Origin of the sequence: Campylobacter concisus (assembly GCF_050447505.1) — a bacterium.
GTDB classification, from domain to species: Bacteria; Campylobacterota; Campylobacteria; order Campylobacterales; family Campylobacteraceae; genus Campylobacter_A; species Campylobacter_A concisus_BP.
In genome coordinates this window covers 377,731-404,557 of the sequence record NZ_JALMFZ010000001.1, presented here as the reverse complement: position 1 = coordinate 404,557, position 26,827 = coordinate 377,731, and the positions used below count along the sequence as shown (strand labels likewise).

The 26,827-nt window shown below is 40.5% G+C and carries 21 protein-coding genes and 1 pseudogene; 5 read left to right on the top strand and 17 right to left on the bottom strand.

Annotation, left to right across the window (positions count from 1 at the left end; genetic code table 11):
• From MTT09_RS01960 to selA, 12 genes and pseudogenes are all read right to left on the bottom strand, one after another.
• Positions 1–1,143: an ABC transporter permease gene (locus tag MTT09_RS01960; protein ID WP_429802242.1), complete on the bottom strand. Its 1,143-nt coding sequence runs from the start codon at positions 1,141–1,143 to the stop codon at positions 1–3.
• Positions 1,130–2,422 (bottom strand): ABC transporter permease, encoded by a 1,293-nt coding sequence (locus MTT09_RS01955; RefSeq protein ID WP_149723987.1) that lies wholly within the window; start codon positions 2,420–2,422, stop codon positions 1,130–1,132. Before MTT09_RS01955 ends, MTT09_RS01960 begins: the two co-directional genes overlap by 14 nt.
• Positions 2,419–3,798 (bottom strand): Fe-S-containing protein, encoded by a 1,380-nt coding sequence (locus MTT09_RS01950; protein ID WP_103573724.1) that lies wholly within the window; start codon positions 3,796–3,798, stop codon positions 2,419–2,421. The genes MTT09_RS01955 and MTT09_RS01950 overlap by 4 nt, the downstream gene beginning before the upstream one ends.
• A 51-nt stretch (positions 3,799–3,849) precedes the next feature.
• Positions 3,850–4,371 (bottom strand): iron transporter, encoded by a 522-nt coding sequence (locus MTT09_RS01945; RefSeq protein WP_107791070.1) that lies wholly within the window; start codon positions 4,369–4,371, stop codon positions 3,850–3,852.
• Positions 4,372–4,391: 20 nt separating this feature from the next.
• A complete protein-coding gene (locus MTT09_RS01940) occupies positions 4,392–6,335 on the bottom strand; it encodes an FTR1 family iron permease (protein WP_429802238.1) in 1,944 nt (647 codons plus the stop codon).
• A gap of 315 nt (positions 6,336–6,650) precedes the next feature.
• Positions 6,651–7,211: a formate dehydrogenase FDH3 subunit beta gene (gene fdh3B, locus MTT09_RS01935; RefSeq protein ID WP_021084543.1), complete on the bottom strand. Its 561-nt coding sequence runs from the start codon at positions 7,209–7,211 to the stop codon at positions 6,651–6,653.
• A 10-nt stretch (positions 7,212–7,221) separates the two neighbouring features.
• Positions 7,222–9,888 carry a formate dehydrogenase subunit alpha gene (locus tag MTT09_RS01930; protein ID WP_429803693.1) on the bottom strand — a complete coding sequence of 889 codons (2,667 nt, stop codon included), beginning with the start codon at positions 9,886–9,888 and terminating at the stop codon, positions 7,222–7,224.
• Positions 9,889–9,936: 48 nt separating this feature from the next.
• A pseudogene (locus MTT09_RS01925) lies at positions 9,937–10,131 on the bottom strand (hypothetical protein); the annotation flags it as partial.
• A gap of 77 nt (positions 10,132–10,208) precedes the next feature.
• On the bottom strand, positions 10,209–10,415 hold the full coding sequence (locus tag MTT09_RS01920) for a twin-arginine translocation signal domain-containing protein (protein WP_009294906.1): 207 nt from the start codon (positions 10,413–10,415) through the stop codon (positions 10,209–10,211).
• Positions 10,416–10,695: 280 nt separating this feature from the next.
• Positions 10,696–11,403 (bottom strand): thioredoxin domain-containing protein, encoded by a 708-nt coding sequence (locus MTT09_RS01915; RefSeq protein ID WP_103609445.1) that lies wholly within the window; start codon positions 11,401–11,403, stop codon positions 10,696–10,698.
• 53 nt (positions 11,404–11,456) lie between these two features.
• Entirely contained in the window at positions 11,457–13,277 is a 1,821-nt protein-coding gene (gene selB / locus MTT09_RS01910; RefSeq protein WP_429802235.1) for a selenocysteine-specific translation elongation factor, read from the bottom strand.
• Positions 13,274–14,599 (bottom strand): L-seryl-tRNA(Sec) selenium transferase, encoded by a 1,326-nt coding sequence (selA, locus tag MTT09_RS01905; protein WP_429802233.1) that lies wholly within the window; start codon positions 14,597–14,599, stop codon positions 13,274–13,276. Before selA ends, selB begins: the two co-directional genes overlap by 4 nt.
• Positions 14,600–14,753: 154 nt before the next feature.
• Between selA and MTT09_RS01900 the strand changes: the two genes are divergently transcribed.
• Together MTT09_RS01900 and MTT09_RS01895 are read left to right on the top strand one after the other, a co-directional pair.
• Positions 14,754–16,427 (top strand): 4Fe-4S dicluster domain-containing protein, encoded by a 1,674-nt coding sequence (locus MTT09_RS01900; RefSeq protein ID WP_429802231.1) that lies wholly within the window; start codon positions 14,754–14,756, stop codon positions 16,425–16,427.
• Entirely contained in the window at positions 16,420–17,133 is a 714-nt protein-coding gene (locus tag MTT09_RS01895; protein ID WP_429802229.1) for a TorD/DmsD family molecular chaperone, read from the top strand. The genes MTT09_RS01900 and MTT09_RS01895 overlap by 8 nt, the downstream gene beginning before the upstream one ends.
• A 341-nt stretch (positions 17,134–17,474) precedes the next feature.
• Here MTT09_RS01895 and rmuC read toward each other — a convergent pair whose 3' ends face one another.
• Together rmuC and MTT09_RS01885 are read right to left on the bottom strand one after the other, a co-directional pair.
• The gene (gene rmuC, locus MTT09_RS01890; protein ID WP_429802227.1) at positions 17,475–19,022 is read right to left on the bottom strand and encodes a DNA recombination protein RmuC; all 1,548 of its coding nucleotides are present in this window, start codon (positions 19,020–19,022) and stop codon (positions 17,475–17,477) included.
• 283 nt (positions 19,023–19,305) lie between these two features.
• On the bottom strand, positions 19,306–20,517 hold the full coding sequence (locus MTT09_RS01885; protein WP_429802225.1) for a saccharopine dehydrogenase family protein: 1,212 nt from the start codon (positions 20,515–20,517) through the stop codon (positions 19,306–19,308).
• 93 nt (positions 20,518–20,610) lie between these two features.
• Here MTT09_RS01885 and MTT09_RS01880 point away from each other — a divergent pair, with 93 nt between their 5' ends.
• Positions 20,611–21,333 (top strand): tetratricopeptide repeat protein, encoded by a 723-nt coding sequence (locus tag MTT09_RS01880; protein WP_225723772.1) that lies wholly within the window; start codon positions 20,611–20,613, stop codon positions 21,331–21,333.
• On the opposite strand, the gene MTT09_RS01875 is transcribed toward MTT09_RS01880, so the two are convergent.
• Positions 21,326–21,967, bottom strand: coding sequence for a non-canonical purine NTP pyrophosphatase (locus MTT09_RS01875; protein WP_225723773.1), 642 nt, complete (start codon positions 21,965–21,967; stop codon positions 21,326–21,328). The two genes, MTT09_RS01880 and MTT09_RS01875, sit on opposite strands and share 8 nt — an antisense overlap.
• 113 nt (positions 21,968–22,080) lie before the next feature.
• On the opposite strand from MTT09_RS01875, the gene MTT09_RS01870 reads away from it, so the two are divergent.
• A complete protein-coding gene (locus MTT09_RS01870) occupies positions 22,081–23,382 on the top strand; it encodes an MFS transporter (RefSeq protein WP_225723774.1) in 1,302 nt (433 codons plus the stop codon).
• The gene (locus tag MTT09_RS01865) at positions 23,379–24,518 is read left to right on the top strand and encodes an NAD(P)/FAD-dependent oxidoreductase (protein ID WP_429802222.1); all 1,140 of its coding nucleotides are present in this window, start codon (positions 23,379–23,381) and stop codon (positions 24,516–24,518) included. Before MTT09_RS01870 ends, MTT09_RS01865 begins: the two co-directional genes overlap by 4 nt.
• 560 nt (positions 24,519–25,078) lie before the next feature.
• Here the strand turns inward: MTT09_RS01865 and MTT09_RS01860 are convergent.
• Both MTT09_RS01860 and MTT09_RS01855 read right to left on the bottom strand, forming a co-directional pair.
• A complete protein-coding gene (locus MTT09_RS01860; RefSeq protein WP_429802220.1) occupies positions 25,079–25,717 on the bottom strand; it encodes an HAD family hydrolase in 639 nt (212 codons plus the stop codon).
• 72 nt (positions 25,718–25,789) lie between these two features.
• Positions 25,790–26,803 carry an OmpA family protein gene (locus MTT09_RS01855; protein ID WP_103611550.1) on the bottom strand — a complete coding sequence of 338 codons (1,014 nt, stop codon included), beginning with the start codon at positions 26,801–26,803 and terminating at the stop codon, positions 25,790–25,792.
• Positions 26,804–26,827: the final 24 nt, after the last annotated feature.

Genomic DNA, 26,827 nt, shown 5'->3' with positions numbered 1-26,827 from the left:
TCATTCTCCTCTTAGTGTATCTGCCATTTTGTTATTAAGTGCCCGCTTAATCGGGTAAAACGCTGCGATCGCTGCAAAAAGAAGTGATATGACCACAGCTACTGGAATGCTTAGAATTCTAAAATCAATACTAGAATCAAATATCGCATAACCTAAAATTTGAGCTAGTAGATAACCTAAAAACGCTCCAACTAACGCTGAAATGAGCGCCGTCACAAATGTTTCAAAGCCAAATAGCCTTAGCACGTCTTTTTTACTTGCGCCTATGGCTCTAAGAAGTGCGATCTCACGTGATCGAGAGAGCAAGATAGCACTAAGCGTTGTATTTACGCACATTGAAGTGATAAGCAAGATGACAAGGCTCACAAGCGCCATTAGAAGTTTGATCTTTTCTAAGATATAGCCCTCAGACTTTGAGACCTTTGCCACTGGTTTTGCGACTATTTCATCGTTGCTAATAGTCTTTGCAAGCGATGTTATCTCGTCAAAATTTCCAAGCACAACAGCTTCAGCATAGTTTATCTTGCCAGCTTTGTTTGAAATTTTCTGAGCCAAAGATAGCGATGTGATCAAAAGGGCGTCCTCTTTGTCGCCACTTGCCACTACGCCTTTTATCTTTACATTTATGCTCTCATTTGAGCCAATGGCACGAATTTCTATATCATCACCTGCTTTAAAGCCAGCTTGACGAGCAAGATCGACGCCTATTAGCACGTTTTTATCGTCAAAATCGATATTTATCATAGTTCCATCTCTAACATCTAAAAACGGCTTAACCTTTTTTAGATTGCTAAATTTTGTCCCCATGACGATGGCATTTGTCGGACCGATATTTGCCTGAGCAAAGAGATAACCGCTCTCGCCAAGAAGCTTATCTTTTGGCACTTTAGCGATCATTTCATTATAAGTTTTTTCACTCATATCATCACTTGTCGCCATATCTTTTGGAGCAAAGATCATATTTGCACCATAAGTTTTTAGCTCACGTGAGACCTTTGAGTCGATGTCCAGATAGACATTTACAAATGCCGCACACACGCATGCTCCAAGCAAGATCGAGATGACGATAACCATAACCCTTGATGAGCCATTTTTTAGGCTTTTGTAGATTAGATTGTAAAAGAATTTGCTATTTGCGGTCATATAGCACCTCCGCAGGTAGTAAATTTATGACGTTTCTCATTGGCATTAGCGAGCCAACGACTGAGATGAGCAAGGCAAATGCCACACTTATTGGCAGCACTATCCAAGCTATGCCTATGCCGTGAGAGAAGATGATGTAAGACATCACGTAGCTTAGCGCGTATCCTAAAAATGCTCCAGTGATGCCAGCAAAAAAGGCAACCACAAGGCTCTCGCTAGCAAAAAGGGCGTAAATTTCAAAGTTGCTTGCGCCTATGGCTTTTAAAAGGCCGATCTCTTTTTTACGGCGGTAAATTTCACTTGTCATTAGCGATGTTATGCCGATGGCTGAGACCACAAGAGCGATGATACTAACGATACCCATTAAGCTTTGAATTTTCTTTACGATATTACTCTCAGCGTCACTTACTTGAAGGCTTGCCTTTGCGCTAACGTTTGGTAAATTTTCTTCTATCTGAAATGCGATCGATCCTGCATAAGCTGAACAGTACCATTTGTCGTACTCTGCGCTATCAAGGTTGTCTAAATTTCTTCTTGCTTTTAGCGATAGGTCATTTTCTGGGATCGTCATAGCTGAGACCTCAGCTTTTGTGTATGAGCCAGGATGCCCTGAGAGATCACCAGCAAGTTTTAGCGAGCCTACTAGCTTATGTGCCTCATCGCTTGCTCCTTTTAATATGCCAACCACGCTAACCTCTTTCGTGCCGTTTTTGCCCACAAGGCTAAGCTTGTCGCCAACTTTTAAATTTTTAGCCTTTGCAAGCTCATCGCCGACTAAAATTTCATCCATGCTCTCATCTTTTGGCCAAGCACCCTCAACACCCCAAAATCCATACAAGCTCTTAACACCTGTGCTAAATTCTGGCTCGTCTTTTAGTCCGATATTTTTATCAAAATATGTCCCCTCAAAGCTAAACTCATCGCCCTTAGCGTCTTTTACCTTTGTCTCTAAAAACGGAGCAAAAGCAACGATGTTATTTCTCCAAAAGATCTCTTTTATCTTGTAGATATCAGCCTCTGGGAGTAAATTTTGTGATTTTAGTGGGGTGAAATTTTTACCCTCGATCTCGATGCTTAGGCTCTCACCACGTGGTAAAACGACGATATTTGAGCCATATCCTCTAAGCTCACTTGCCACTTGATCGCCGATTTTTAGCGTGATATTTAGCATGCAAGCTATCAAAAGAGCAGCTAGCAAGATAGTGATAAACGCCATCGTCTTTTGCACCTTTGAGCCAGTGATCGAGCTTTTTATCATTCTTAGTTGCATATTTTTCATTTTAACGTTCCATTTGTTTCTACATATTTTTCTGGATTTGCTTCAAATTTCGCCTGAGTTTCGTTGTTCTCAAAGAAATATGTGCGTCCGTAGTATAAATATGATCTTGAATCAAGATTGCTCACCTTTTTATGGCTTACAGGATCAAGCACCATCTTTTCGACGACCTTGCTAAAGTAGTTTGCCCCTGCGACGATCGTTTTGTAATCAACTATGATATTTTTACCATCAAAGGTAAATGCCATAGGGATCGGGTTACAACCGCCCTCTTTGCCAACTGACGGCAAGAAAATTCTAACATTACAAGAGATACAAATAAGGTCGTTTCCTTTCTTGATGTAGCCCATGTCACCGCATATCATGCACGAGTCAAAGACGATGACAGGAGATGGGCGGTCGCTAAAGCGGTTTAGCAAGAAAAATCTTATCTGCTTGCCCTCATCTGTGATGTAGGCAAATCTGTGAAGTTCATTATCTTTTAACATATCAACATCAAATATAAATTTATCTCCCACTGGCTCAACCAAGAGTGGCTCTGAAATTTGAGGTGGGCGAGATGCGTAAAGGTCATAATAAAGCGAGAAGCCAAGCGCTATTAAAACGCTGCAAAATGCAAATTTTGCATTGTCAAAGACATTTTCTCTAATGGCTTTTGTAAAGCGGTATTTGATAGAGCCAAATGTGCTCTTATCGATACTTTTTGGCATAAAGCAAAGCGCGATGATGCATAAAAGTAGGATCACAACTATATAAAAATAGGCACTAAATTCTGTGACATAGATGCCTTTTGCGCTGATAGATAAAATTTGAGAATTTAGCTCGCTACTTATCTTTAAAGCGCCTGCACGTAAAAGCTCGAGTGCAGTTTGTGAGCTTCTATCAACTAGTAAAAATACTAATGTGATAAGAGCTAAAATTTTAGCTACTGGTGATGGTATGCTAGCTTTTAAATTTGAAATGAAGAAAAATAAAAATAGTATCAAGATCATCGCAAAGATCATCAAAAAGAAGCTTATAACTGAAAGCGTGTCAAGCAGCTCGCCGCCAAAAAGTGGGAACAAAGCGCTACTTGAGCTATAGCCAAAGCCAAAGCCGATGCCTAAAATAAAAAATGTTACGGTTTTTGCTATCTTAAGCTCGAAAAATATCCATAAAATGCTAATTAGTAGAAAAACCAGTGTCACTGAATCGATAAAAATTTTAAACTGGTCATCAACAAGCGCATGACGAGCAGCTTTAAAGATAAGCACACCAGCAACAACGCCAAGAAATGATGGTAAAAAGATCGTTTTTAAACTTTTGCCATTGTTATTTAAGGCAGCAAAAAGCGTAAATCCAAGGAGGGCTAAAAAGACCTGATAGAAGTAAATTGACATAACTAAACCCTATGAGAATTTTTAAAAAGGGGCGAGAACGCCCCAAAGTGATTATTTAACAGGACCACCTGTCCATTGAAATTTATAAGTTGTTGTGAAAGGCTCAAACCATTTACCAACACCAGTCTCTTTGTCAGCGTGGCGACCAAAGCCTTGTTTTTCTGGATTGTCGATGTGGAATTTAAGCTCATAGTTACCAACACCTGTATCCATTTTTACGTTAGCACCGTAGTGTGGGCCATCGCTTGCAACCATTGGCATAAATGTACCTTTTTTAGTTTTACCATTATCAAGGTTTTTTAGCTCATAGTTGATCTTTAGGTATGGGATCCACTCGCCTTCGCCAAAGCCGTTTTTGTTGCCTTTTATAGCCTTGATGTCAGCTTCTAAGTGAAGATCAGCCAAGCTTGGAGCTAGATCAACGCCTTTTGGTTCCATGTCGATTGGCTCAAGATAAACAGCAGCTATCTCCATGCCATTAGCCTCTACAGGATCGCCGATTGGGTGCTCTCCAGCAAGTGCAAAACCAGCTGCTAAGCTAAGTGCTAGAGCTGAACTAAGAATTTTATTCATATCCTCTCCTTTATATAAGATTAGTTTTTATTTTGTTTTGATTTCATGATAACGATGCCTATAATTAGGGCAAGCACCATAATGATTTGAGGTACTAAACTCTCGTAATATGGCATAAGTCCTAGCCAGTCTCTCATCCAGTCAGGGAAATTTAGTCCTTTTATGATAGTTGGGATGAAAATTTTGCCCTCAACTAGCTCGCCAACGCCCTTGCCAACAAAGACGATCGACATATAAAAGATGATCGCTGATGTAAATATAAAAAATTGTTTAATAGGAATTTTAACAGCGAAAATTTTAAATAAGAAATAGACTATCAAAAGAACGATAAGACCTACGACAAAGCCAGCTGCGATCATTGAGTAGCCAGCTGAGTCTTTTGCGTCAAAGATAAGTGCTTGATAAAATAGCACTGTCTCAGCGCCCTCTCTAAATACCGCTAAAAATACAGTCCACCAAAGTGCTGTACTTGAGCCACTTGAGATAGACTCAGATACATGTGATTTGATGTAGTCGTTCCATTTTTTAGCGCCAGCATTTGAAAGAAGCCAAAAGCCAACGTAAAATAGAAGTCCCACAGCAACAAGCATCGTGATGCCTTCCATAAGCTCTCTTTTTTGACCTGCTGCCTCGCCAAAGATGATGTTCATTATCCAAGCCATAACAAAGCTTAAGATGACAGCCACGCTAACTGAGCTATATACGACCTTACCCATAGCTTTTGCATTGCCAGTTTTTACAAGATATGCAACGACGGCTGCAACGATGATAAGAGCTTCAAAACCCTCTCTTAAGATGATAGTTAGTGCCCAGATAAATAGTGTCCAAGGTGAGCTTGAACCGCTAGTTTTCTCAAGTGCGGCTGCTAGCTGAGATGACATCTTGCTTGCACTCTCTTCAAGTGTTTTTTCGTCTGCACCTGATTTCATAAGGGCTACAAGGTTACCAAATGTAGCTTCAATAGCTGTTTTTAAATTTACATCTATCGCACCTACTTTGTTCTCCATGCCGCTACCTTCAAACTCATCAAAGTAGATGTCTTGGATATCGCCCATAGCTTTAGCGCTATTGCCGCCTTTGTAAAGCGCGATGGCTGCTTGAATTTTGTCATTTATGTTTTTAACAGTTTGAGTGTAGTCTGTGCCACTATCTTCGCTGCTATCGCTAGATGCTGCACTACTCATATCAACTTTTGCTAGTTTTACTGTTTCAGCTGGGAGTTTTGCAACGGCATCATAAGCTAACTTTTTGATCTCTTCTAGCTTTGTTTTAAAATCATCTTTGCTTATGCCATTTGTGATGCCACTGATCGCTTCACCCATCTTTCTTTGGATGTCGGCATCTATGCTTTTGCCATTTTCTATATATTGGCGAACGGCGATTTCAAGTTGAGTGTTTCTATAATCATTAAATTTAGCATCTTGGATAGAATTTTTAGCATCATCTTGTTTATCGCCCTCGTAGCTTGCTATGGCTTTATCCAAAGTAGCTGATAAATTTTCAAATGCCACCTTCCACTCAGGGATAAATTTAGAAGTATCATAGCCACTTGCAGCAGCTTGTGCTGGGCTGTCTGAGTACTCACCAACAAGCTTATGTCCATTTAAAATAACTGGCAAAACTTCAGCGATTTCGCTATTTATCTGATCTATTCTTTTTTGCACATCATCTGGTGCTTCGCCAGCTTTTATCGCCTTTCTGATCTCGCCAAACTGCTTCTCCATAGAGTAAGCTTTTTTCTGACCTAAATTTATTCTGATGCCAGCTTCGACATCTTCAAACAGACCAAAATAAGCATTTTGAGTATCGCTAACTGCTTGCTCGACGTTGCCAGCTCTATACTCTGTTATTACTTTTTGTAATGACTCTTTTATCTGAGCTGCGACTTGTGTGTAGTCGTCATTTTTTGCCATCAGCCAAACTGGCAGTAGCATGATAAGCATAAATTTAAAAAATTTATTCATTAATTAAACCACCTGTGAGATTATTTTAAAGTGAAATATTACCAAGGCTTTACTTTGATTAAAATAAAAACGATTATCATAAAAGAATGTAATTTGAAAGCATAAATAATATTTTTTACAATCTAATAATCAACTTTACGTAAATTTAGGGCTTTAGAGGGTTAGATCAAAATTTCATATCGAGATAAAAAAGTTATATATTTTTGCTAATTTTAATAGGTAAAGAAAATTATTGATGAAATTTTAGATTATAAAAATCATAAAAATAATTTAAATTTTATAAATTTAAAAGGAGAGCAAGCGCCCTCCTTAGTGTTATACGTTTAGTCCTGTATTTCTTAGCATAACGCGTTTGCGATATACATTTGAAACCTCAGCAGCGTCGCCAACTAAAAGCGCGTTTGTAGAGCAGATAGCCGCACACATAGGCACTTTGCCCTCAGCCATTCTGTTTTGACCGTAAAGCTCTCTCTCCTCGTGTGAGTTAGTTGGCTCTGGACCGCCTGCACACATAGTGCATTTATCCATTACGCCTTTTACGCCAAATGCCCCATCTTTAGGAAATTGCGGCGCACCAAATGGACAAGCATATAAGCAGTATCCACAGCCTATGCACTTGTGTTTATCGTGAAGCACGATGCCGTCAGCTCTTATGTAGAAGCAATCAACCGGACAAACTTGCTCACAAGGCGCGTCGGTGCAGTGCTGGCACGCGATAGTAGTTGAGACCTCTTTACCCTCTATGCCATCGTGAAGCGTGATAACCTTTCTTCTATAAATTCCTACTGGAAGCTCATGAGCAGAAGAGCAGGCGACTTGACATCCAAAGCAGCTGATACATCTATTAGTATCTACAAAAAATTTCATTCTTGCCATTTTTCTCTCCTTACTCTTTACCTAGGGCGTCTCTCTCGCCATACTCGTGATAAAACGATGTTTTAAAGGTGTTCTCCTCAGCTTTTTCTATACGGCAAAGACCTGCGTTAAATTCTGAAATTTGAGTAACAGGGTCAAATCCGTAGTTAGTAACTGTGTTAAAGCTCTCGCCGATAACATAAGGCTTAGTGCCCTCTGGGTAGCGAGCTGAGAGATCGACACCTTGCATAACGCCAGCGAAGTTGTAAGGCATACAAATTCTATCTGGAGTTACCATATAGCTGTGGTAGCATCTTACTTTGATCTTCGTGCCTTGTGGGCTGTGGATCCACATCATATCGCGATCTTTTATGCCGTATTTTAAAGCAAGCTCAGGATGGACGTTAGCAAACATCTCAGGTGTGATAGCTGAGAGGTATTTACTAGTTCTTTCTATCATTCCCGCACCACTTAAATTTACGACGCGTTGCGTACTAAATACGATAGGAAACTCTTTTGACCAGTCTTTTGCTTGTTGCTCTGACTTAAATCTAGTAGAAACACGGAAATTTCTAGCCTGATCATCAAATGTCGGATACTTTTGGACAAGATCCCAGCGTGGTGAGTGGATAGGCTCTCTATGTTTTGGGATAGGATCAAGGAATTCCCAAACGATAGCTCTTGCTCTTGCGTTACCATACGGCACGACACCTTTTTCACGGCATTTTTCTAAGATGATGCCACTGTAATCCATGCTCCAGCTTGGTCCTATCTTAGCTTTCTCTTCTTCAGTTAGAGTGATGCCTAGGACTTTTTCTATATTATCTTTTGTGATTTGTGGATAGCCACCTTTTATAGCTGAGCCAACAAGAGTGCTCTCTTCGCTAGCTAGCTGACTAACGCCGTTATGCTCTAGTCCAAAGCGGTTTCTAAAGCCAGAGCCGCCCTCTGCATAAGGCTTGCTCATATCATAAAGTATCGGTGTGCCAGGGTGTTTTTCATCCCATGCTGGCCATGGCTTGCCGTAGTACTCGCCTTTTACTTCGCCGCCAAGACCTATTAGCGTATCTGGGTCAAATTTATCCCAGTTTGCTTGGTGACGTCTAAACATCTCAGCAGTTCTGCCGCCATAACCGATAGAATTTCCAACCCTTGCTATCTCGTTTGTCGCATCATCTGGCCATACAAAGTCATCTTTAACTTGTTTTAGCTCTCTATCTACGACAGCCATCTTCATGCCTTTTACGTATTCATCATAAAAGCCAAATTTCTTAGCAAATGCAAACATAACTTCGTGATCGCCCTTGCTCTCATAAAGTGGATCAACGACTTTTGTTCTCCACTGACCTGAGCGGTTTGTAGCGTTTAGGTGACCTTCGTTTTCAAAGGCAGTTGCCACTGGCAAGATATAAACGCCATCTTTTCTATCTGAAAGGATAGAAATTTCATTTACAAATGGCTCAGCAACTACGATCATATCTAGTTTTGAAGCTGCTTCTTGAATTTTAGCTAGGTGCGCCATAGATGTAAGGCCAGTTCCTTGAACCCAAAGAACTCTTAACGCGCCACTGCTAAAGGTATTTTCCTCTTTTAAGACGCCTTGCCACCATTTTGAAAGTGACCAGCCTTTTTCATTTCTCCAGTTTCTATCCTCTGGATTTTTAGGATCGTGGTAGTAATACTCTTCAAAAACAGTGTTTTTAACTGGTGTGCCGCCTTGTTTTGGCTCTTTAGTTGAGACTGCAAAGCGTTTGATAAATTCGTCATAATCAACACCCCAGCCTTGGCAGTAGTACTTCCAAGCCGCGTCAGTTAGTCCGTAATACATCGGCAAGCTATCTGAGAGGTTACACATATCGGTTGAGCCTTGAACGTTGTCGTGACCACGGATGATGTTACAGCCGCCACCTGGTTTGCCCATGTTGCCTAGAATTAATTGAAGGATAGGTAAAATTCTCGTATTTGAGCTACCAACTGAGTGCTGAGTGATGCCAAGTGCCCAGACCACAGTGCCTGGTTTTGTATGAGCTAGGATATTTGCAGCCTCTATAAGCTTATCAACTGGCACGCCTGTAACGTCAGATGTGACCTCTGGTGTCCAGTGCTCAGCCTCTTTTGCTATCTCGTCGATGCCGTAAGTTCTATTTTTTATAAATTCTTTATCTTCCCAGCCATTTTTTAAGATGATGTGGATAAGTCCATAAACAAGCGCTATGTCGGTGCCTGATCTTTGTCTTAGGTATAGATCAGCATGAGCGGCTGATTTTGTAAAATTTGGATCAGCTACGATCACCTTTGCGTTGTTTCTATCTTTTGCTTGCAAAGTGTGCTTCATACCGCCAACTGGATTTGCCACAGCTGGGTTTGCACCTATTATAAATATACATTTTGAATTTGCAGCCATATCTCCAAAGTGGTTTGTCATCGCGCCATAACCCCAAGTATTCGCCACACCGGCGACTGTTGCGCTATGTCAAATTCTTGCTACGTGGTCGTTGCTGTTTGTGCCCCAAAACGCAGCAAATTTTCTAAAGTAATATGCTTGCTCGTTGTTAAATTTCGCAGATCCTAAGAATATAACGCTATCAGGACCATCTTCTTTGCGGATCTGAAGCATCTTATCGCCGATCTCATTTACAGCTTGATCCCATGAAATTCTTTGCCATTTGCCATCAACCTTTTTCATAGGATATTTGATGCGTTGTTTGCTGTGTGTAAGATCGATCTGATCGATACCTTTTGAGCAGTGTGAGCCTTGAGATATCGGGTGAAACATCGCCATATCTTGGCGAACCCAAACACCATCTTGTACCTCAGCCTCGATACCACAGCCTGCTGAGCATATAGAACAAATAGTTCTAACCTTTTTTGAGCCAGGGAAAGGATCTTTTATCTCCTCTGCGCTAGCGTGTCTTATCGTATCATTTTGTCCAAAAGCCATTGTGGTGCCAGCACCTAGTGCGGCTAGCTTTAAAAATGAACGTCTTCCTATACGTGCATCACTCATGGTTTTCTCCCTTAGTATGCGATTTTATAGTAGGTTTCCCAGTTTTTGCTTTTTTTATAAAGCACCTCTTTTTTGTTTGACTTGCCTACGACAACGCCATTGTCATCAGGAGCCAAGTCATCACTAGTCACTTTTGCTACGGCTGAGACTGCGAGTACTCCGCCGGCAGCACCGACTTTTAGAGATTTTTTTAGAAAATCTCTTCTTGATCCTTGCATTTTTTCTCCTTATGCCTCAAAAATTTTTGAGAAATTTGGTTCATTGATATGTAAAATTTGCATATTTAGAATTTCTAAAATATCGCAAATAGCCTATTTTATGGCATTTTAGCGCCCTAAAGTTAAACTATGTAAATTTAGCATATTTCTAAGTTAAGCAAAGTAAATATAAAAGTTTAATTAAGAATGTTAAGTATTTATTAAAAATATAGTTAAATATACTTTAAATTTATGAAATTTGTGTGAAGTAGAAATTCTAGGGAGAGCTCCCTAGAAAATGTTATTTTAGATCGCTTTTATTTACGATAAATGGCACTGATCTAACGCCAGCTGCAAAGTATTTTTTGCGTAGATTATCGATCTTTGCGACATCATCTTTGCTAACGCTCTTATCATCTACATTGTAGTCTTCAGCGTAGTATTTTCTTAAAATTTTAACCTTATCACTGTCACTCTTAGCAGCTTTTGCATCTTTGTAGATTAGTGAGCTTTTTTGAAGTGATGAGATGTCATGGACTGGAGTTAGGACGATCTCTACGTTGCTATCTTTTAGCGTTGTCTCGATCTTTGCTAGCTCAGCTCTGCAGTATGGGCACTCTGGGTCTGAAAACATTATGATAGTTGGCTTTTTAGGGTCGCTACCAAGAACGATGATGTTTGCCTTGTCTTCATCTTTATAAATTTTAGAAATTCCCTTTGCGATGACCTCTTTTTTTACTTCAGCTAGGTATGATTTTTGCTCTTTTAGATCGATCACGTCTGGGAAGATGAAGTCACCTTTTGTAAAAACAATCTCATCTTGTGAGTTGCCATCTTTGCTTAGTTTTACCACGACAGCTTCGATGTCGCCTGCCACTTTGTGACGATCAGCTACCTTTACTTTTACGCTACTATCAACCATTTGAGAGTAGAAGTCCTCTATTTGTTTATCGCTTGCTGCCATTAGGCTAGTTGCCGCGATGATTGAGGCTAAGATCACTTTTTTCATTTTTATCCTTTTTAAAAATTTGGCGGATTATATTTGCTTTTTGTAAATGAATACTAACTGCGAAAAACCCTATCATTTCCTTGCTTCATTATGTCACTCTCAAGATCGAGCTGCTCGAGGTAGGCGATTACATATTTTCTACTTAAATTTAGCGCATCCTTAGCGTTTGTGACATTTACAAAGCCTTGATTTTTTATGATCTCTCTTAGTTTATCAAGTGCCATTTTTAGTGAATTTCTAGTAATGAAAAGGTTATGCTCTAGCCTTATGACCCTGCCCATTGCGGTTAGCTTTTTAAGGGCATTGTCGCCACTAACCCTATCGATCTCTAACTCATCATATATATTATATGGTGCAGTTGGGGCTAGCTTGCCACTTTCTAAAATTTCATAAATTTTCTCTTCTAGCCTAACTTTTAGTTTGCTAAGATCAACGCCTTTTTTTGTATAGACGCCATCATTTTTAGAGATTAAGTTTATACTTTCAAGCTCATCAAGTGCTTTTTGGGCTAAATTTTGGCTAGCCCAAGCAAGTTTTAAGCTGATACTTTGAGCTGAAAATACAGCAAATTCATTCTTTTCTATCATAAATTTAATGGCTGATTTTATCCGCTCAACCGCGCTTAGATCATAGATATTTAAAGCCTTTTCATCGACAAAAACATTTGAGACTTTTTTAGCTACACTTACGGCTTCTTCGTGATTTAGACCAAATCTTTGATAAGAAGAGATGATGCCAAAGCCATTTTTGTGAGCCTCTTTAAGTATAGAAAAGGCTTCTACAAAATCATGCTTTAAAAGCGAGGCTAAAAAGAGAATTTTGCCAGCCTTTTTTAGTGGCTCAAGCACAGGGTTTAGCACTCTACCACCGCCTATCACGCGCGCATCTGAGATGAGCACAAAGGCCTCGTCAAATTTCAAAAACATATCGCTTTGAAATTTAAAGCTCACAAAGTAGCTATCATCTTTTTGGCTCAGTATTAGCACCTTTGCAGGGACGTTTTTAGCGCCCACGCAAAATGTCATGCTTTGTGAATGTATCAAATTCTTAGCAGTTACGACCGCATCAACCTCTCTAAATCCCCTAAAAAAGCCCTTTTTGCTAAGTAGCTGACCCTTTTTTAGCTCGCTAAGCTCTATGCCAGTTAGATTAAGCGCCACGCGGCTGCTAACTCCAGCGCTATCAACGAATTTATCGTGGCTTTGCACGCTTCTTACTAGCACCTCTTTGCCAGCGTCGTAGTTAAAAAGCTTCTCATTTTTATTAACGCTTCCCTCTATCACAGTGCCAGTTACGACATTTCCGATACCTTTTAGGCTAAAAACCCTATCGATATAGTATCTAAAAACGCCCTCCTCATCGCGCTTTTTAGCTCTTAGCGTAAAGAGATAGTTTCTAAGCTCATCGATGCTCGCCTTATCCTTTATGCTAACGGCAAAAATTTCTAAAATTTGCAGGTTTTTAAATTTAGAAATTTCATCTCTTATCTCTTTTTTTCTTAAATTTATGGTGGCCTCATCAACCAAATCGCACTTTGTAAGTGCCACGATTATAGATTTCACGCCAAGGAGATTTAAAATTTCAAGGTGCTCCAAGCTTTGTGGCATAAGCCCGTCATTTGCCGCCACCACAAACAAGCACGCATCAAAGCCATACGCGCCACTTATCATCGTTTTTATGAGATTTTCATGTCCAGGCACGTCGATAAATGCGATATTTTCATCATTTTTGCTTAAATTTGAAAAGCTTAGATCGATCGTTATGCCACGCTTTTTCTCCTCTTCAAGATTATCCCCTTCAAAGCCGTTTAGCTCCTTTATAAGCGCGGTTTTTCCGTGGTCGATATGCCCTGCTGTTCCTATTATTAAACTCATTTTTCTTCCGTTTCATTTATTATTTTTATTAGCGTCTCTGCGTCCTCATCAAGAAGCGATCTAAGATCAAGCATAAATTTGTCATTTTCTATGCGCCCGATCACCTTTTTTTGCCTAAATTTTAGCTCGTTTAAATTTGCGTCGCCACCAAATGCCAAAGCCACGCTTGGGATCTTTTTATTTGGCATCGCCCCACCTCCTACAAAGGTAGAAGTGCGCACTATTTCAAGCGGATTTTTTAAATTTTTATTTATAAAATTTGCCAAGCTTTCAAGCTCTTTTACGCTTTTGTGAAGTAATTTTTGCGTTGTTATTAGCTCAAATTCTTTGTTTAGATAGGCTTTCATGCTCTCAGCCAAAAGCGAGATGATCACTTTATCGACGCGAAGCATCCTTAAAAGCTGGTTTTTCCTAAGCTTTGCGATGAGCTCTTTTTTGCCGACAATTATGCCACACTGCACCGCACCAAGCAGCTTGTCACCACTAAAACTAACTAGCGAAACATCTTTTAAATTTTTTAGATCTGGCTCGTTTTTGTCTAAGTTAAATGGCAAATTTCCGTAAAATCCACTGCCAAGATCAAAATAATCTATCAAATTTTGCCTGCTTGCTAGCTCGCTTATCTCATTTGCCGTGGTCTCTTCGCTAAAGCCAACAATGTCAAAATTTGATCTATGAACCTTCACAAGCATCGCCGTCTCTTCGCTGATCGCCTCTTCATAGTCCTTTAGCCTAGTTTTATTTGTCGTGCCAACCTCTTTTAAGATACATCCTGCATTTGCCATCACCTCTGGCACTCTAAAACTACCGCCGATCTCGACTAGTTCGCCTCTACTAACGACCACTTCTCTGCCCTTTGCAAAGGTGTTTAGCACCAAAAATACAGCGCTTGCGTTGTTATTTACGACAATGGCGTCCTCAAAACCAAAAGCCCTTGCTATTAGCGAGCCAACGTAGTCGTATCTGTTACCGCGGCTGCCTGTTTTTAGGTTGTATTCAAGGTTTGAGTATCCTGTGATAACAGGCGTTGCCCGCTTTAAAATTTCTTTATCTATAACGCTTCTAGCGAGGTTTGTATGTATGGTCACACCGGTTAAATTTAGCACCCTTTGAAGGCTGGCTTCATTAAATTTATAGTACTCATCTAGGATCAAATTTATTATCTCTTCGCTCTCAAAGCTTGCGTTTTCATTTAAAATTTTAGCCCTAACCTCATCTAAAATTTGCCTTGCAAGCATAGTGACTAAACTCGTATCAAGCCCCGAAAATGCTTCGTTTTTTATGATCTTATCAACTTGTGGGATATTTCTTAAATCGTTCAATTTGCACTCCTAGTAAGTTAGTTTTACCAAGGCGTGATTTTAACATAAAAATATTATAAATTAAAACTTAGAGCAAAAAAAGAGCATATAAATTTCAGAGTCTATTAATCCCATTAATATTAGAATAAGCCCGTTTTTGATAATAGGAGAAACAATGAAAGAATTTGGCTTTTATAACGATTTTGACGATGCTTTGATGCTAAATGAGCAGATAGAGATCAACAACGAAAATGGCGACTATCTAGTCTCAAACTCTCCAAAGCTAAAAGCAAGCATCATCGCACCTGAGATAAATTTCTACCTTAAAAATACCACCGCAAACGTCTTAGAAAAAGCCAAAAATACCCTTTTACTCTACGAGGCAAGAGCGAGCACCTTTGATATGGCAAAGGATGTGGATTACGAAAAAGAGGTCGGTAAAAATGTTGTCATAGTAAGCAACTCAGGCCGCGAAGAGCTAGCAAATTTACTAAAAGAAAATGGCTACAAAGTGATCGAGCTCACGCACTTTGAGGTTAAATTTATATATGGCGCAGCTGGCGAGCTAAGCGTTTTGGTGCTTAGAGCAAATGATGAATTTGAGGTTGATTGCGACTTTTTCTTGGTTGAAAACGCAAGGGATTATATGCTAAAGCAAAGCGGCTGCTACGAAATTTCAGGGCTAAAAGATGAAAAAGTGCTTGAAATTTTAAATGCAAAAAGCCCAAAATTTAGATACAAAAGCTTTACGCAATACGACTCATCAATCTGCCAGTATCACGAGCGCAGGAGTGAAATTTGCGGACGCTGTGCCGAGGTTTGCCCAACGGTTGCCATCTTAAAAGAGGACGAGACAAAGCACCTCGTCTTTTCAGCGATCGACTGCACAAACTGCGGAAACTGCATCAGCGTCTGCCCTAGCGGCTCGCTAGACTCAACGCTCATGCCTCAAAGCTCGTTTGCAACTATCGCTAAGCTTTACAAAGATAAGATCGCTCTCATCGTATCTGAAGAGATAAATTTAGAAGAGCTTAACGTGAGCCTACCGCAAAATGTCCTACCTTTTGTCATCCTAGCCCCACATCTGCTAAGCCAAACGCACTTTTTGACGCTTCTTCAAGAAAGTGGCGCGAGTGTGATTTTATATAGCAAGAGCCTTGGCAAGGGCGAAAAGGACGCCATTAGCATCTTAAATCAAATTTATGAGCTTAAATTTAAAGAGCAAGCGATACACCACGCAAAAGACAAGGCTGAGCTTGAAATCGCGCTTAAAAAAGCTAAACTAATAGACGGCTCTCAGCACTCTATCAACGAATACGCACTGCCAAAGAGAGAAATTTTTGCCAAAAGGCTTGAGTTTATCGTGGGTGAGAACGATCTTGGCGTGGTAAAAAGCGGCGAGATGATAAGATATGGCGAGGTTAAGATAAACGCTGAAACTTGCACGCTCTGCCTTAGCTGTGTTGGCGCTTGTAATGTAAGCGCCTTGGTGGCTGATAAGAAGACAAATTCGATTTTATTTAACCCAAGCGTCTGCACCGCCTGTGGCTACTGCGAGCTAAGCTGCGCTGAGAAAAACACCATCTCGCTTGAGGTTGGCAAACTAGCACTTAAGCCTGAGAGCTTCGTTTATAGCGAGCTTGCGCATGATGAGCTCTTTGCCTGCGTGGAGTGCGGAAAAGAGTTTGCGACTAAAAAGGCGGTCGAGAAGATCGCAGCGATCATGCAGCCACGTTTTGGCAACGACAGAGCTAAGATAAAAGCTCTTTACTGCTGTGCCGACTGCAAGGCAAAGATCATGGTGCAAGCCCAACTAAACGCGATGAGAGAGGATTTATTAAATGGATAAGAACATCACAAAAGCAAGGGCATATTTTTACGAATTTTTAGCTTATCCGCTATTTTTTCACACGAGCGATGAGAAATTTGCAAGGTGGAGAGAGCAGCTAAGCTACCTAGCGCAAAATCCTTTGAGCGAGCAAAGCGCAGAGGCATTTGCAAATTTAGAAAAATTTAGCTTTAAAGAGCTTGTAAATGAGCAAAATGAAGTTCTTTTTGGCTTTACAAATATCCCTTTAAGCGCCTCATTTTATGAAGAGGGCAGAGACAATGGAGCTGCTAGACTTAGGGTGATACACTGCCTAAACCTTAGCCCATATAGGCGCGATAAGGAGCTTTGCAAAGACAGCGAGGACTACGTTGGCTTTATATTTTTAGCGATGGCGACGTTTTTAAATGACGAATTTAACGGCGCAAAAAATATCAGCGACAAGCTCTTTAGCGAGACTTTAAATTTATTTGTAGATGAGTTTGGCTCGCTACTTTTAGCTCATAAAAATGCAAATTTCTTCCGCTCTTACGCGCTCATCTTAAAAGACTTCATCGAGCTTGAAAGAGCTGTTTTAAGCGTAGAAGCACCTGCTAAGCCACAAGGCGATAGCGTCGCTATGGCAGCACTTAAAAAAGAGCCATTTCAAAGCAAGATGCCAACCTTTAAAACAAAACTTCGCTGGGAGGAATTTTCTCCAGTTATCTCACAAGAGTTTGATGACTAAATTTAAATAAATTTAGGGGTTCTCTCCCCTAAATAGCTATCTCTTAGACTGGGCGCCATTTGCTTTTATAAATTTATCTATTAGCCCTTTGTCTATCTCGCTTTGGTTTAAGCCTTCAAGCATCGAGACTAAATTTCCTTTTGAGCTTAATGCGTCACTTATTTTAGATAGGCTCTTTGTACGCTTACTTCATTTGCGATGATCTTTAGATCAGCCGCTCTTGTGCTTTTAGCCTGCTTTAAATCCGCTTTGAACCACTTGTTTTTACAGATCTAGCTAGCCAATCTACCTATTTATTTGCACCAAATTTGAGCGCAAAAACTCTAAATTTCAAGCTAAATTTACTCTTGCTCGCCTTTTGTGCTGGCATTTGCTAGCGATATCTCTCTAGGTATTGCCTCAAGCTCTTTTACCTGCGTATCTTTGGGATTTATAGCGATCTTTTTAAATTTCTCCAGCCTGCTATCAAGCCCACCTTGACCGCTCACGCTTTTAACGACCTCATTGAAGTTATCATTTATCGATCTCACCGAGTTTCCAAGCCTATTTAGCTTCTCAGCGACGGTGCAAAATTTCTCATAAATTTCGTTTGCACTCTTTAAAATCTCTTTTGCCTCTTTGTTGCCATGCTCCATGCGCCATAAATTTGCCACCACGCGAAGTAGCGGCATGAGCGTCGTGTGCGAGACTAGCACCACTTTTTTCTCATAGCCGTAGTTAAATAAATTTGGATCAAATTTCAAAGCCTCCAAAAATGCCGGCTCAACTGGCACAAACATCAGCACAAAATCAGGGCTTTTCACAAGCGATGAGTAGTCTTTTTTAGCTAGCTCGTCGATGTGCTTTTTTATCGAAGCGATGTGCTCGCCAAGGGCTAGCTTGCTCTGCGCCGGGTCAGCCGCCGCAACCGCCTTTTCGTAGGCATGGAGTGAGACTTTGCTGTCTATTATCATCTGTTTGTCGTCTGGGAAATTTATGACAAAGTCAGGTATGAGCTTCTTGCCGCTCACGTCAAAACTCTCTTGCGTTGCGTAGTGCGTGCCTTTTTCTAGCCCCGCAGCTTCCAGCGTTCGCTCAAGCTGCATCTCGCCCCAGTTACCAAGGACCTTGTTGCTGCCTTTTAGCGCCGTACTTAGCGAGTTTGCCTCTTTTGACATATTTTTGCCAAGCTCGACCACCTCTTTTAGCTGCGCACTAAGCTCTCCTGCGCTCTTTTGCGAGTCGCTGTGGGCGTCATTTACCCTCTTTTCAAAGCTTGTTATCTTCTCGCCAAGTGGCGTTAGCAAGAGCTCAAGCGACTCTTTGCTATTTTTTGAGAAATTTGCACTTTTTTCTTCAAATATCTTATTTGCAAGGTTTGCAAACTCTAAATTTAGCTCGTTTTTCACCTTTTTTAAATTCTCTTCTTGCGATCTTAAGATATTTTCTTTTGCCTCGATCTCGCTTTTTAATGCGACGATAGCTCGTTTTAGCTCGTTTTCACTCTCGCTTGATCTTTTTAGCTCATCCTCTTTTGCGCCAAGTTCGTTTTGTAAATTTAAAGATAGCGTTTTTGCCATCTCAGCCATCTTTGTCTGGCTGCCAAGCTCCTCGTTTAGACGCCTTAGCTCACGCTCTAGCTCATCCTCTTTTTCATCTTTTTGTTTGAGCGAAATTTTATACTCGTCTAAATTTTTAGCTAGCTCGTTTATCTTGTCATTATTTGCTTCAAGCTTTGCTCTTTGCTCGATATTTAGCCGCTCGCTATCTTTTAGCTCATCTTGTAAATTTTCTAAAACTTCTCTTTGCTTTGTTTTTTGCATCTTTGCACTTATCAAAAAAGCCACCAAGATAACGCAAACAAGCGCAAGAGCTGCCACCAAAATATATAAATTTTCTATCGTTAGCACTAAAATTTCCTTTTAAATTTTGGCTTTATTATATTTGAAAATTTGTAAAAGAGTTGTGAAAGGGATAGTTCGTGACAAAATAGGAGAGGTAAATTTTATTTTACAAATATGTCCAGTCGCAGTAAAGCAAGGTTAAAAATTTAATAAATTTAGGCGAAGTATTTTTCGCTTAGACGAGGCGGTTTTAAATTTTGTGACGGGAGTTACCAAGTGGGTAATGACCGAGCAAAATTTAAAACCAACGAAGCATAAGTAGAAAAAGACAAGCCTAATAAGTCTAAATTTAAACTTCGTATCTCTCTCCTGGCTTCATTTCTATAATCTCCCACGGCAGCCCCTGCTTATTTAGCTCGTCCATGAAAGGTTTTGCGTCAAAATTCTCCATATTAAAGACGCCTTTGCCGCTCCAGATGCCTTTTGCGACCATTAGTGAGCCGATCATCGCTGGCACGCCTGTGGTGTAGCTAACAGCCTGCGCGCCTGTCTCAGCGTAGCAAGCCTCGTGGTCGCAGACGTTGTAGATATAAACTTGGCGCTCTTTGCCATCTTTTAAACCACGTATAACGCAGCCGATGTTTGTTTTGCCTTTTGTGCGAGATCCAAGACTTGCAGGGTCAGGCAGAAGCGTCTTTAAAAACTGGATCGGCACGATTTTCATGCCGTTATGCTCGACTTCGTCTATGCGGAGCATTCCCACGTTTTCTAGGCACTTCATGTGGGTTAGGTAGCTTTGTCCAAAGGTCATGAAAAAGCGAATTCTCTTTAGCCCTTTGATGTTTTTAACTAAGCTTTCAAGCTCCTCGTGGTAGAGCAGATAGCTATCTTTGACGCCAACTTTTGGGTAGTCCCACTTAAACATTATCTGCATCGGCTTTGTCTCGATCCACTTGCCAGCCTCCCAGTAGCGGCCATTTGCGCTAACTTCGCGCAAATTTATCTCTGGGTTGAAATTTGTCGCAAATGGATATCCATGATCACCAGCGTTGCAGTCTAGGATGTCGATCTCGTGGATCTCGTCAAATAAATTTTGCTGTGCGTAGGCGCAAAAAACGTTTGTCACGCCTGGGTCAAAGCCAGAGCCAAGAAGCGCCATGGTGCCAGCGTTTTTGAAGTCACCATCCTTCGCCCACTGAAGCTTATACTCAAATTTCGCCGTGTCTGGGTGCTCGTAATTTGCGGTGTCGATGTAGGGTATGCCGGCCTTTACGCAAGCGTCCATGAGAGTTAGGTCTTGATATGGCAGCGCGACATTTAGAAGCAAATCAGCCTTTGTTTGTTTGATGAGCTCCACCACGGCCGCTGTGTCGTCAGCGTCGATTTGCGCGGTGTTTATCTGCACGCCAAGGCGATCTTTTATAAATTTAGCGATCGCGTCGCACTTGCTTTTTGTGCGGCTTGCAAGGGTGATATTTGTAAAAACGTCCGAGTTCATCGCACATTTTACGGTTGCGACTTGGCTAACGCCGCCTGCTCCGATGATTAAGATATTTGACATTTTTGGCTCCTTAAAATTTTAGTGATTTTAGCAAAGTTAATATAAATTTCTAGCTTCAAAAGGTAAAATGAGCCAAATTTTAAAGGTAAAAAGATGAAGAAAATTTTGCCATTTTTAGCGCCTATTTGCCTCTTTGCAAGTAGCTGCGACGAGCTGGTGCAAGAGAGCGTAAATGAGTTTTATAAAAGCGATAGAAATTTGGAGAGAGCCATAAATTTAGCCGAGCAAGCAAGCGAGGCATGTCTAAAAGCTGGCGATGCCCAGCAGGTGATCACTTCACTCATAAATGGCGCTAGCATTTGCATGGTAAATAAAGAGCCTCAAAAGGCACTAGAGCTCTCGCAAAAAGCCCTAGAGCTCGTGGCAAACGTTAGTGACAAACTGCTACTAGCTCGCTCTTATCAAAACATAGGCGCAGCAAAAAAGATGCTAGGCAAATACGACGAAGCGCTTGCTAATTTTCAAGAAGCTCAAAAAATTTATGACACCAACTCAAATACGCCGATGCGTGACGAGCTGCTTTGCATAAAGTCCATCGGCAGCACCTACTACATGAAAAATGACTTTGCAAAAGCCTACGAAAACCACATTTTAGCGTTAAATTTACTTGATATCACGCCAGATCTAAGCAACAACGAGCTTGTGCGATCAGAGCTTTTAATAGAGGTCGCTAACGACCTAGTAAAGCTTGAGCAAAAGGACGAAGCTGCCAAAAACTACAAAGAAGTGCTTGAAATTTTAAAAGGCAAGGAGCAAAACCCTCGCGCACTTGATCTTTTGGAGCGAGCCAACAAGGGACTAAAGGAGCTTAACTAAAGTTTTTCTTTAGGCTCTTTAGCACGAAATTTGCAAGCTCCAGCCCCTTTGAGCGGTGAGAAATTTTAAGCTTTGTCTCGTTATCTAGCTCGCCAAGCGTCTTTGTAAAGCCATCTGGGATAAAGAGTGCGTCGTAGCCAAAGCCGTTTGTGCCGCGCTCCTCGTCGATTGCCGTGCCGTGCATAAAGCCGTGCGCCGTGTAGTCGCCAAATTTTGAGCTAATAGCGATACAGGCGGTATAGTGAGCTGGCGAGCTCTTTAAATTTAGCGCCTTTAGCCTGCTAATTAACTTTGCTCTATTGTTTGCATCATTTGCGTTTTTGCCGCATACTTTGCCATTTTCATCAAGGTCAAAGTAGCGCGCTGAGTAGATCCCTGGCTCGCCACCAAGCGCATCCACGCTGATGCCACTATCATCGCTAAGCGAGATAAACTCGTCCTCAAGCCCTTGCTCTTTAAGCTTTGCAAAAACCGCTTTTGACTTTATGAGTGCATTTTGCTGAAAAGTGCTGCCATCTTCAACGATCTCAAATGGCTTTACAACCTCGCTTAAAGCGTAAATTTCATAGCCTTTTAAAAACTCTTTTATCTCTTTTACTTTGTCTAAATTTGATGTCGCAAGCACGATTTTCATCGCAAAACTCCTTGATTTTTGGGCGTATTTTACAAAAAAGTAGATTAAAATTTTTAAATTTAAATTAGTGTTAAAATGATAAACTTAGTCCTTTTAAAAATAAGGGAAAATTTATGTTAAAAAGCGTTTTGCCACTATCTTTTATCGTAGCTAGCAGATTTTTTGGACTTTTCATAGTCCTACCGGTGCTTAGCCTCTACGCACTAAATTTAAGCGGAGCAAATGAGTTTTTAGTGGGGCTAATAGTAGGTGTCTATGCGATCTCACAGATGATATTTCAAGTGCCCTTTGGCGCTCTTTCAGACAAGATCGGCCGCAAAAAAGCGCTAACCATCGGCCTTTTGATCTTTGTGGCTGGCTCTATCGTCTGCGCGCTGGCAAGTGAAATTTACACGATGCTTTTTGGTAGATTTTTACAAGGCGTTGGAGCCGTCGGAGCGGTGGCAACAGCGATGATAAGCGACTTTGTAGCTGAAGAAAACCGCTCAAAAGCCATGGCGATAATGGGCGCTTTTATAGGGCTTAGCTTCACGCTTTCGATGGTGCTTGGACCGCTTCTTGCTAAGGACTACGGGCTTTCAAGCCTCTTTTATCTAAGCGCCGCTCTTAGCTTGCTTTGCGTCGTGCTACTCTACACCGTCGTGCCAAAAGAGATAAAAGTGAGCGCAAAGGCCGAGAAAGTGCCATTTGGCAAGCTTTTTTTGCAAAAAGACTACATGATCATAAATTTCACCTCTTTCATGCAAAAGATGCTCACAAGCATCGCATTTTTGGTGATCCCTATAGTTTTGGTAAGAGAGTATGGCTACGAGAGCAGCGAGCTTTACAAGGTTTATACGCTTGGCGCTGCGCTTGGCTTTTTGGCTATGGGGCTAGCTGGCGCGCTGGGCGATGGCAAGGGGCTTAGCAAGGTCATCTTGATAGCTGGCACGCTGCTTTTTGCCCTAACCTACGCCATTTTTGCCCTTAGCTTTACGAAATTTATATTTGTGGTTGGCATCGCGATATTTTTTATAGGTTTTAACCTTCACGAGCCAATCATGCAATCAACCGCGACAAAATTTGTAAAATCCTCACAAAAAGGCACCGCTCTTGGCATTTTTAACTCATTTGGCTACTTTGGCAGCTTCGTTGGGGGTGCGTTTGGCGGATACATCATGCACGTCTTTGACTTTAAAGTGCTCGCCATCGTCTGCGTGGTACTTTGCGTGATCTGGCTTGTTTTGCTATTTAGCCTGAGTGATCCAAGAATTTTTAAAAATATCTACCTAAGCCCAGAAGTGAGCTTAAATTTAGAGCTTCTAAACAGCCAAAAAGGCGTGGTGGATTATTACAAAAACGAGAAAAATCAAGTGATCAAATTTGACTCTCGCCTAACAAGCGAGGCGGCTTTAAAAGAGAGCTTGAAGTTTTGATCTACGACGTCATCATCGTTGGTGCTGGCGCTAGCGGGCTCTTTTTAGGGGCAAATTTAAATGGCAAAAAGGTTGCCATTTTGGAGAAAAACAGCAGTGCTGGCAAAAAGATCTTAGCAAGCGGTGGTGGCAGATGCAACATCACAAACCGCTTTGTAAGCGCTAAAAACTACCTTGGCGAGCAGAAATTTATAGAGCAAATTTTAAAAGTGCTAAGCCATGATCAGGTTTTGAAATTTTTTAGTGAGCTTAAATTTAGCGAGCAAAAACAAAATCAATTTTTCTGTGACAGCGGCGCAAAGGGCGTTTTGAGCCTCCTTTTAAAAAGGCAAAATGCTGATATTTTTTATAACAAAGAGGTTATCGGCGCTAAAAAAGTAGATGAAATTTTTGAAATTTTGACAAAAGATGAGAAATTTAGAACTAGAAATTTAGTCATCGCAAGTGGCGGACTAAGCTACAAAGCCCTTGGCGCAAGCGATGTTGGCTACAAGATAGCTAGTGAATTTGGCCTTGAGCTCTCAATCCCTGCCCCAGCCCTTGTTGGCTTTAGCGTGCAAAAAGATGATTTTTGGTTTAAAGAGCTTAGCGGCGTTAGTTTAAGTGCGGATGTAGCGATAAATGACAAAATCGAGAGCCATAAATTTAGCGGCGATCTGCTTTTTACACATAGAGGCATAAGCGGTCCAGCAATACTAAACACCTCACTCTTTTGGCAAAAGGGTCGAATTTGCATAAATTTTTTGCCTAAATTTAGTGAGAAAAATTTAGCAAATGGCAAAAAGCAACTTAGCTCGGTTTTGCCTTTACCAAAGAGATTTGTGCTGGAGTTTTTAAGAAATTTTGGTTTAAAAGATAGAGCTTATTATGAATTTAGTGATGATGAAAAAAGTATCATAAAAAGGCTTTTTGCATATCATTTTGCTCCAGCTGGGACATTTGGCTTTGAAAGGGCTGAAGTTACAAAAGGTGGCGTAAAGACTAATTTTTTAGATGAAAATTTAGAGAGCAAAAGCATAAAAGGGCTTTATTTTATAGGAGAGGTTTTAGATATCACTGGTATGCTTGGCGGATATAACTTGCACTTTGCATTTGCAAGCGCTATAAAGGTAGCTGGCGCTTTAAAAAATAGCTAATAAATAGAAGTGAAATTTAGCTAGTGGCAGCCAAAACTGCCACTAAATTTATTGTTTCTCGCTTAGATACTCTTGCAAGCTTTTTACTTCAAGTGCTTTGCCAGTTTGAACTGTACTCAGTGACTTAGCAGCTGCAAGTGCTGCACGGATCGTTGTAAAATATGGAATTTTAAATCTAGCTAAATTTTAGGCTATCAAGCAACTTTATATCACTAAATTTATCTCTAAATTTTATAAAATTTGCTTCTAGCTCAGCCTTTCGTTTAAGTGCGATATCTACAAATTCTGGCTCTTTTCGATACCAACAAAATCTCTACCTAACAAATTCTAATACGAGCACATTAGTTGGTATATTTTGTTAGCAAATTTATCTAGAACAACAAATCAAATGCAGAATTTACTAAAAGTAAGGATTACCTAGATCAACGATCATAGAAAAATAGCTACATATTTTTTTTATCTATTTAGATCGTTTTATAATAAGTTACAATCAAGAAAATTTATGAATAACATTGCATTAAAATAGTATTAAGCTAAGGAGATTTAATGAATTTTCACTATCAAGCTTCTTTGATAAAGCTAATAGCCTCAAGTGGATTTGCAAATATATGCTCACTAAACTGCCTCAAATCAGACTCTTTGCCATATCCGCATGTAAGGCCAACACCCGTTATAAGAGCAGCCTTAGCAGCCTTTAGATCCATGATGGTATCGCCAACCATAAAGGCATTATCTTTTTCTTTATCTAGTCTCTTTAAGGCTAAATTTATAGGTTCTGGATCTGGTTTTGGATTAATAACATCGTCTCGTCCAACAACCGTTTTTATAAATTTCATAACGCCTAAATGCTCTAACAAAATGATAGAAAATTTTGATGTCTTTGTCGTAACAACACCAATATCAGCAAACGTGCTAGCTTCTTTTAAAGCATCCATAGCATGCTGTAAAAGCACAGTCTCGTCTAAATAGATCTTCTCGTAGCAAGCTTTATACTCTTTTACATATTCACCTATTAAATTCTTTTTAGCGGCGAGTTTTTCAAACATTATTTCAAGCGGATATCCTACTAGAGATTTTAGTACATCATGATCAGGCTCTTTCTTGTCGTGAGCTAAAAATGCTGCATCAAAACCTTTTAAAATAGCAGAAGTAGAGTCTATAAGTGTGCCATCTAAGTCAAAAAGTATAGTTTTTTTCATGATAATCTCCGCAGAAATAAAAAAGGGCTCAGCCGAAGCCAAGCCCTAAAGAAGTAATTTTAAATAATAAAATTATTTATTGAAAGTAGCTTCAACACGTCTGTTTTGAGCGCGACCTTCTTTAGTTTTGTTTGTAGCGATTGGTTTAAGTTCGCCGTAACCAACTGTAGAAATTTTAGCTTTTTCTACGCCGTAACCAGCAAGAACCTCAGCCACTGCTTTTGCTCTTTTTTCAGATAGTTTTTGGTTGTAAGCTTCCGCACCTACACTATCAGTGTGACCAGCAAGTACAACTTTATAATCTGGGTGTTCACCCATAAAGTCAGCTACTTTTTTGATCTCAGCTGCATATTTTGGTCCAACTTTGTAGCTATCAAATGCGAAGTTAACATCTAGGTCTCTAAGAACGATAACTTTCTCGCATCCTCTTTCGTCAACAACTACACCAGCTGGAGTGTTAGGGCATTGATCGATATCATTTGGCACACCGTCATTGTCATCATCAAGAACTGGAGCTGGAGCTGCTGCTGGAGCTGCTGGAGCTGCTGCTACAACTGGAGCTGCTTTTGAATCAAGACCTATGCCAAAGCCTAGTGAATAGAATAGGTTGTGATCAGCGTGCTCAAATTTGATAGCATCTCTTGCCTCTGCTTTAAGAGCAAATCTATCAGTTACTTGGTATCTTAAACCAAGACCATATTGACCAAAACCGCCATCTTCGTTTTTAACAAAAATAGCTGGAACATCTTCATAACCAGCACCGATTAAACCATATAGGCTAACTGGTCCAAAGTCAACGATATTTTTTACAAGGTTAGCGTGATATCTAAGAGCTCTACCCTCTCTTACAACGTTACCTGTTCTCTCTTTTAGTTTTTGAGAGTAATCAACACCAAGTTCAACTTGATCAAAGAAGAAATCTTCAAGGTTTCTAGCCGCTCTAATACCAACAAAATTGTGGTCTTTTACACGTAAATTTCCTTCTGGATGAACACCACCGATAGTTGGAGTGATCTCATAGTTGTATGCTGCGTTAGACGCAAAAACCGCTGTTGCGGCAACCATAGCTAAAGCAATCTTTTTCATAATAGAATTCCTTTCAAATAGGGA

Excerpts from the sequence above, each read along its gene's own strand:
- MTT09_RS01955 (WP_149723987.1), bottom strand. The coding sequence starts at position 2,422 with ATGAAAAATATGCAACTAAGAATGATAAAAAGCTCGATCACTGGCTCA.
- MTT09_RS01885 (WP_429802225.1), bottom strand. The coding sequence starts at position 20,517 with ATGTCAAATATCTTAATCATCGGAGCAGGCGGCGTTAGCCAAGTCGCA.
- fdh3B (WP_021084543.1), bottom strand. The coding sequence starts at position 7,211 with ATGGCAAGAATGAAATTTTTTGTAGATACTAATAGATGTATCAGCTGC.
- MTT09_RS01950 (WP_103573724.1), bottom strand. The coding sequence starts at position 3,798 with ATGTCAATTTACTTCTATCAGGTCTTTTTAGCCCTCCTTGGATTTACG.
- MTT09_RS01880 (WP_225723772.1), top strand. The coding sequence starts at position 20,611 with ATGAAGAAAATTTTGCCATTTTTAGCGCCTATTTGCCTCTTTGCAAGT.
- MTT09_RS01900 (WP_429802231.1), top strand. The coding sequence starts at position 14,754 with ATGAAAGAATTTGGCTTTTATAACGATTTTGACGATGCTTTGATGCTA.
- MTT09_RS01875 (WP_225723773.1), bottom strand. The coding sequence starts at position 21,967 with ATGAAAATCGTGCTTGCGACATCAAATTTAGACAAAGTAAAAGAGATA.
- MTT09_RS01895 (WP_429802229.1), top strand. The coding sequence starts at position 16,420 with ATGGATAAGAACATCACAAAAGCAAGGGCATATTTTTACGAATTTTTA.
- selB (WP_429802235.1), bottom strand. The coding sequence starts at position 13,277 with ATGAGTTTAATAATAGGAACAGCAGGGCATATCGACCACGGAAAAACC.
- MTT09_RS01920 (WP_009294906.1), bottom strand. The coding sequence starts at position 10,415 with ATGCAAGGATCAAGAAGAGATTTTCTAAAAAAATCTCTAAAAGTCGGT.
- MTT09_RS01915 (WP_103609445.1), bottom strand. The coding sequence starts at position 11,403 with ATGAAAAAAGTGATCTTAGCCTCAATCATCGCGGCAACTAGCCTAATG.
- MTT09_RS01860 (WP_429802220.1), bottom strand. The coding sequence starts at position 25,717 with ATGAAAAAAACTATACTTTTTGACTTAGATGGCACACTTATAGACTCT.
- MTT09_RS01940 (WP_429802238.1), bottom strand. The coding sequence starts at position 6,335 with ATGAATAAATTTTTTAAATTTATGCTTATCATGCTACTGCCAGTTTGG.
- MTT09_RS01855 (WP_103611550.1), bottom strand. The coding sequence starts at position 26,803 with ATGAAAAAGATTGCTTTAGCTATGGTTGCCGCAACAGCGGTTTTTGCG.
- MTT09_RS01870 (WP_225723774.1), top strand. The coding sequence starts at position 22,081 with ATGTTAAAAAGCGTTTTGCCACTATCTTTTATCGTAGCTAGCAGATTT.
- MTT09_RS01960 (WP_429802242.1), bottom strand. The coding sequence starts at position 1,143 with ATGACCGCAAATAGCAAATTCTTTTACAATCTAATCTACAAAAGCCTA.
- MTT09_RS01945 (WP_107791070.1), bottom strand. The coding sequence starts at position 4,371 with ATGAATAAAATTCTTAGTTCAGCTCTAGCACTTAGCTTAGCAGCTGGT.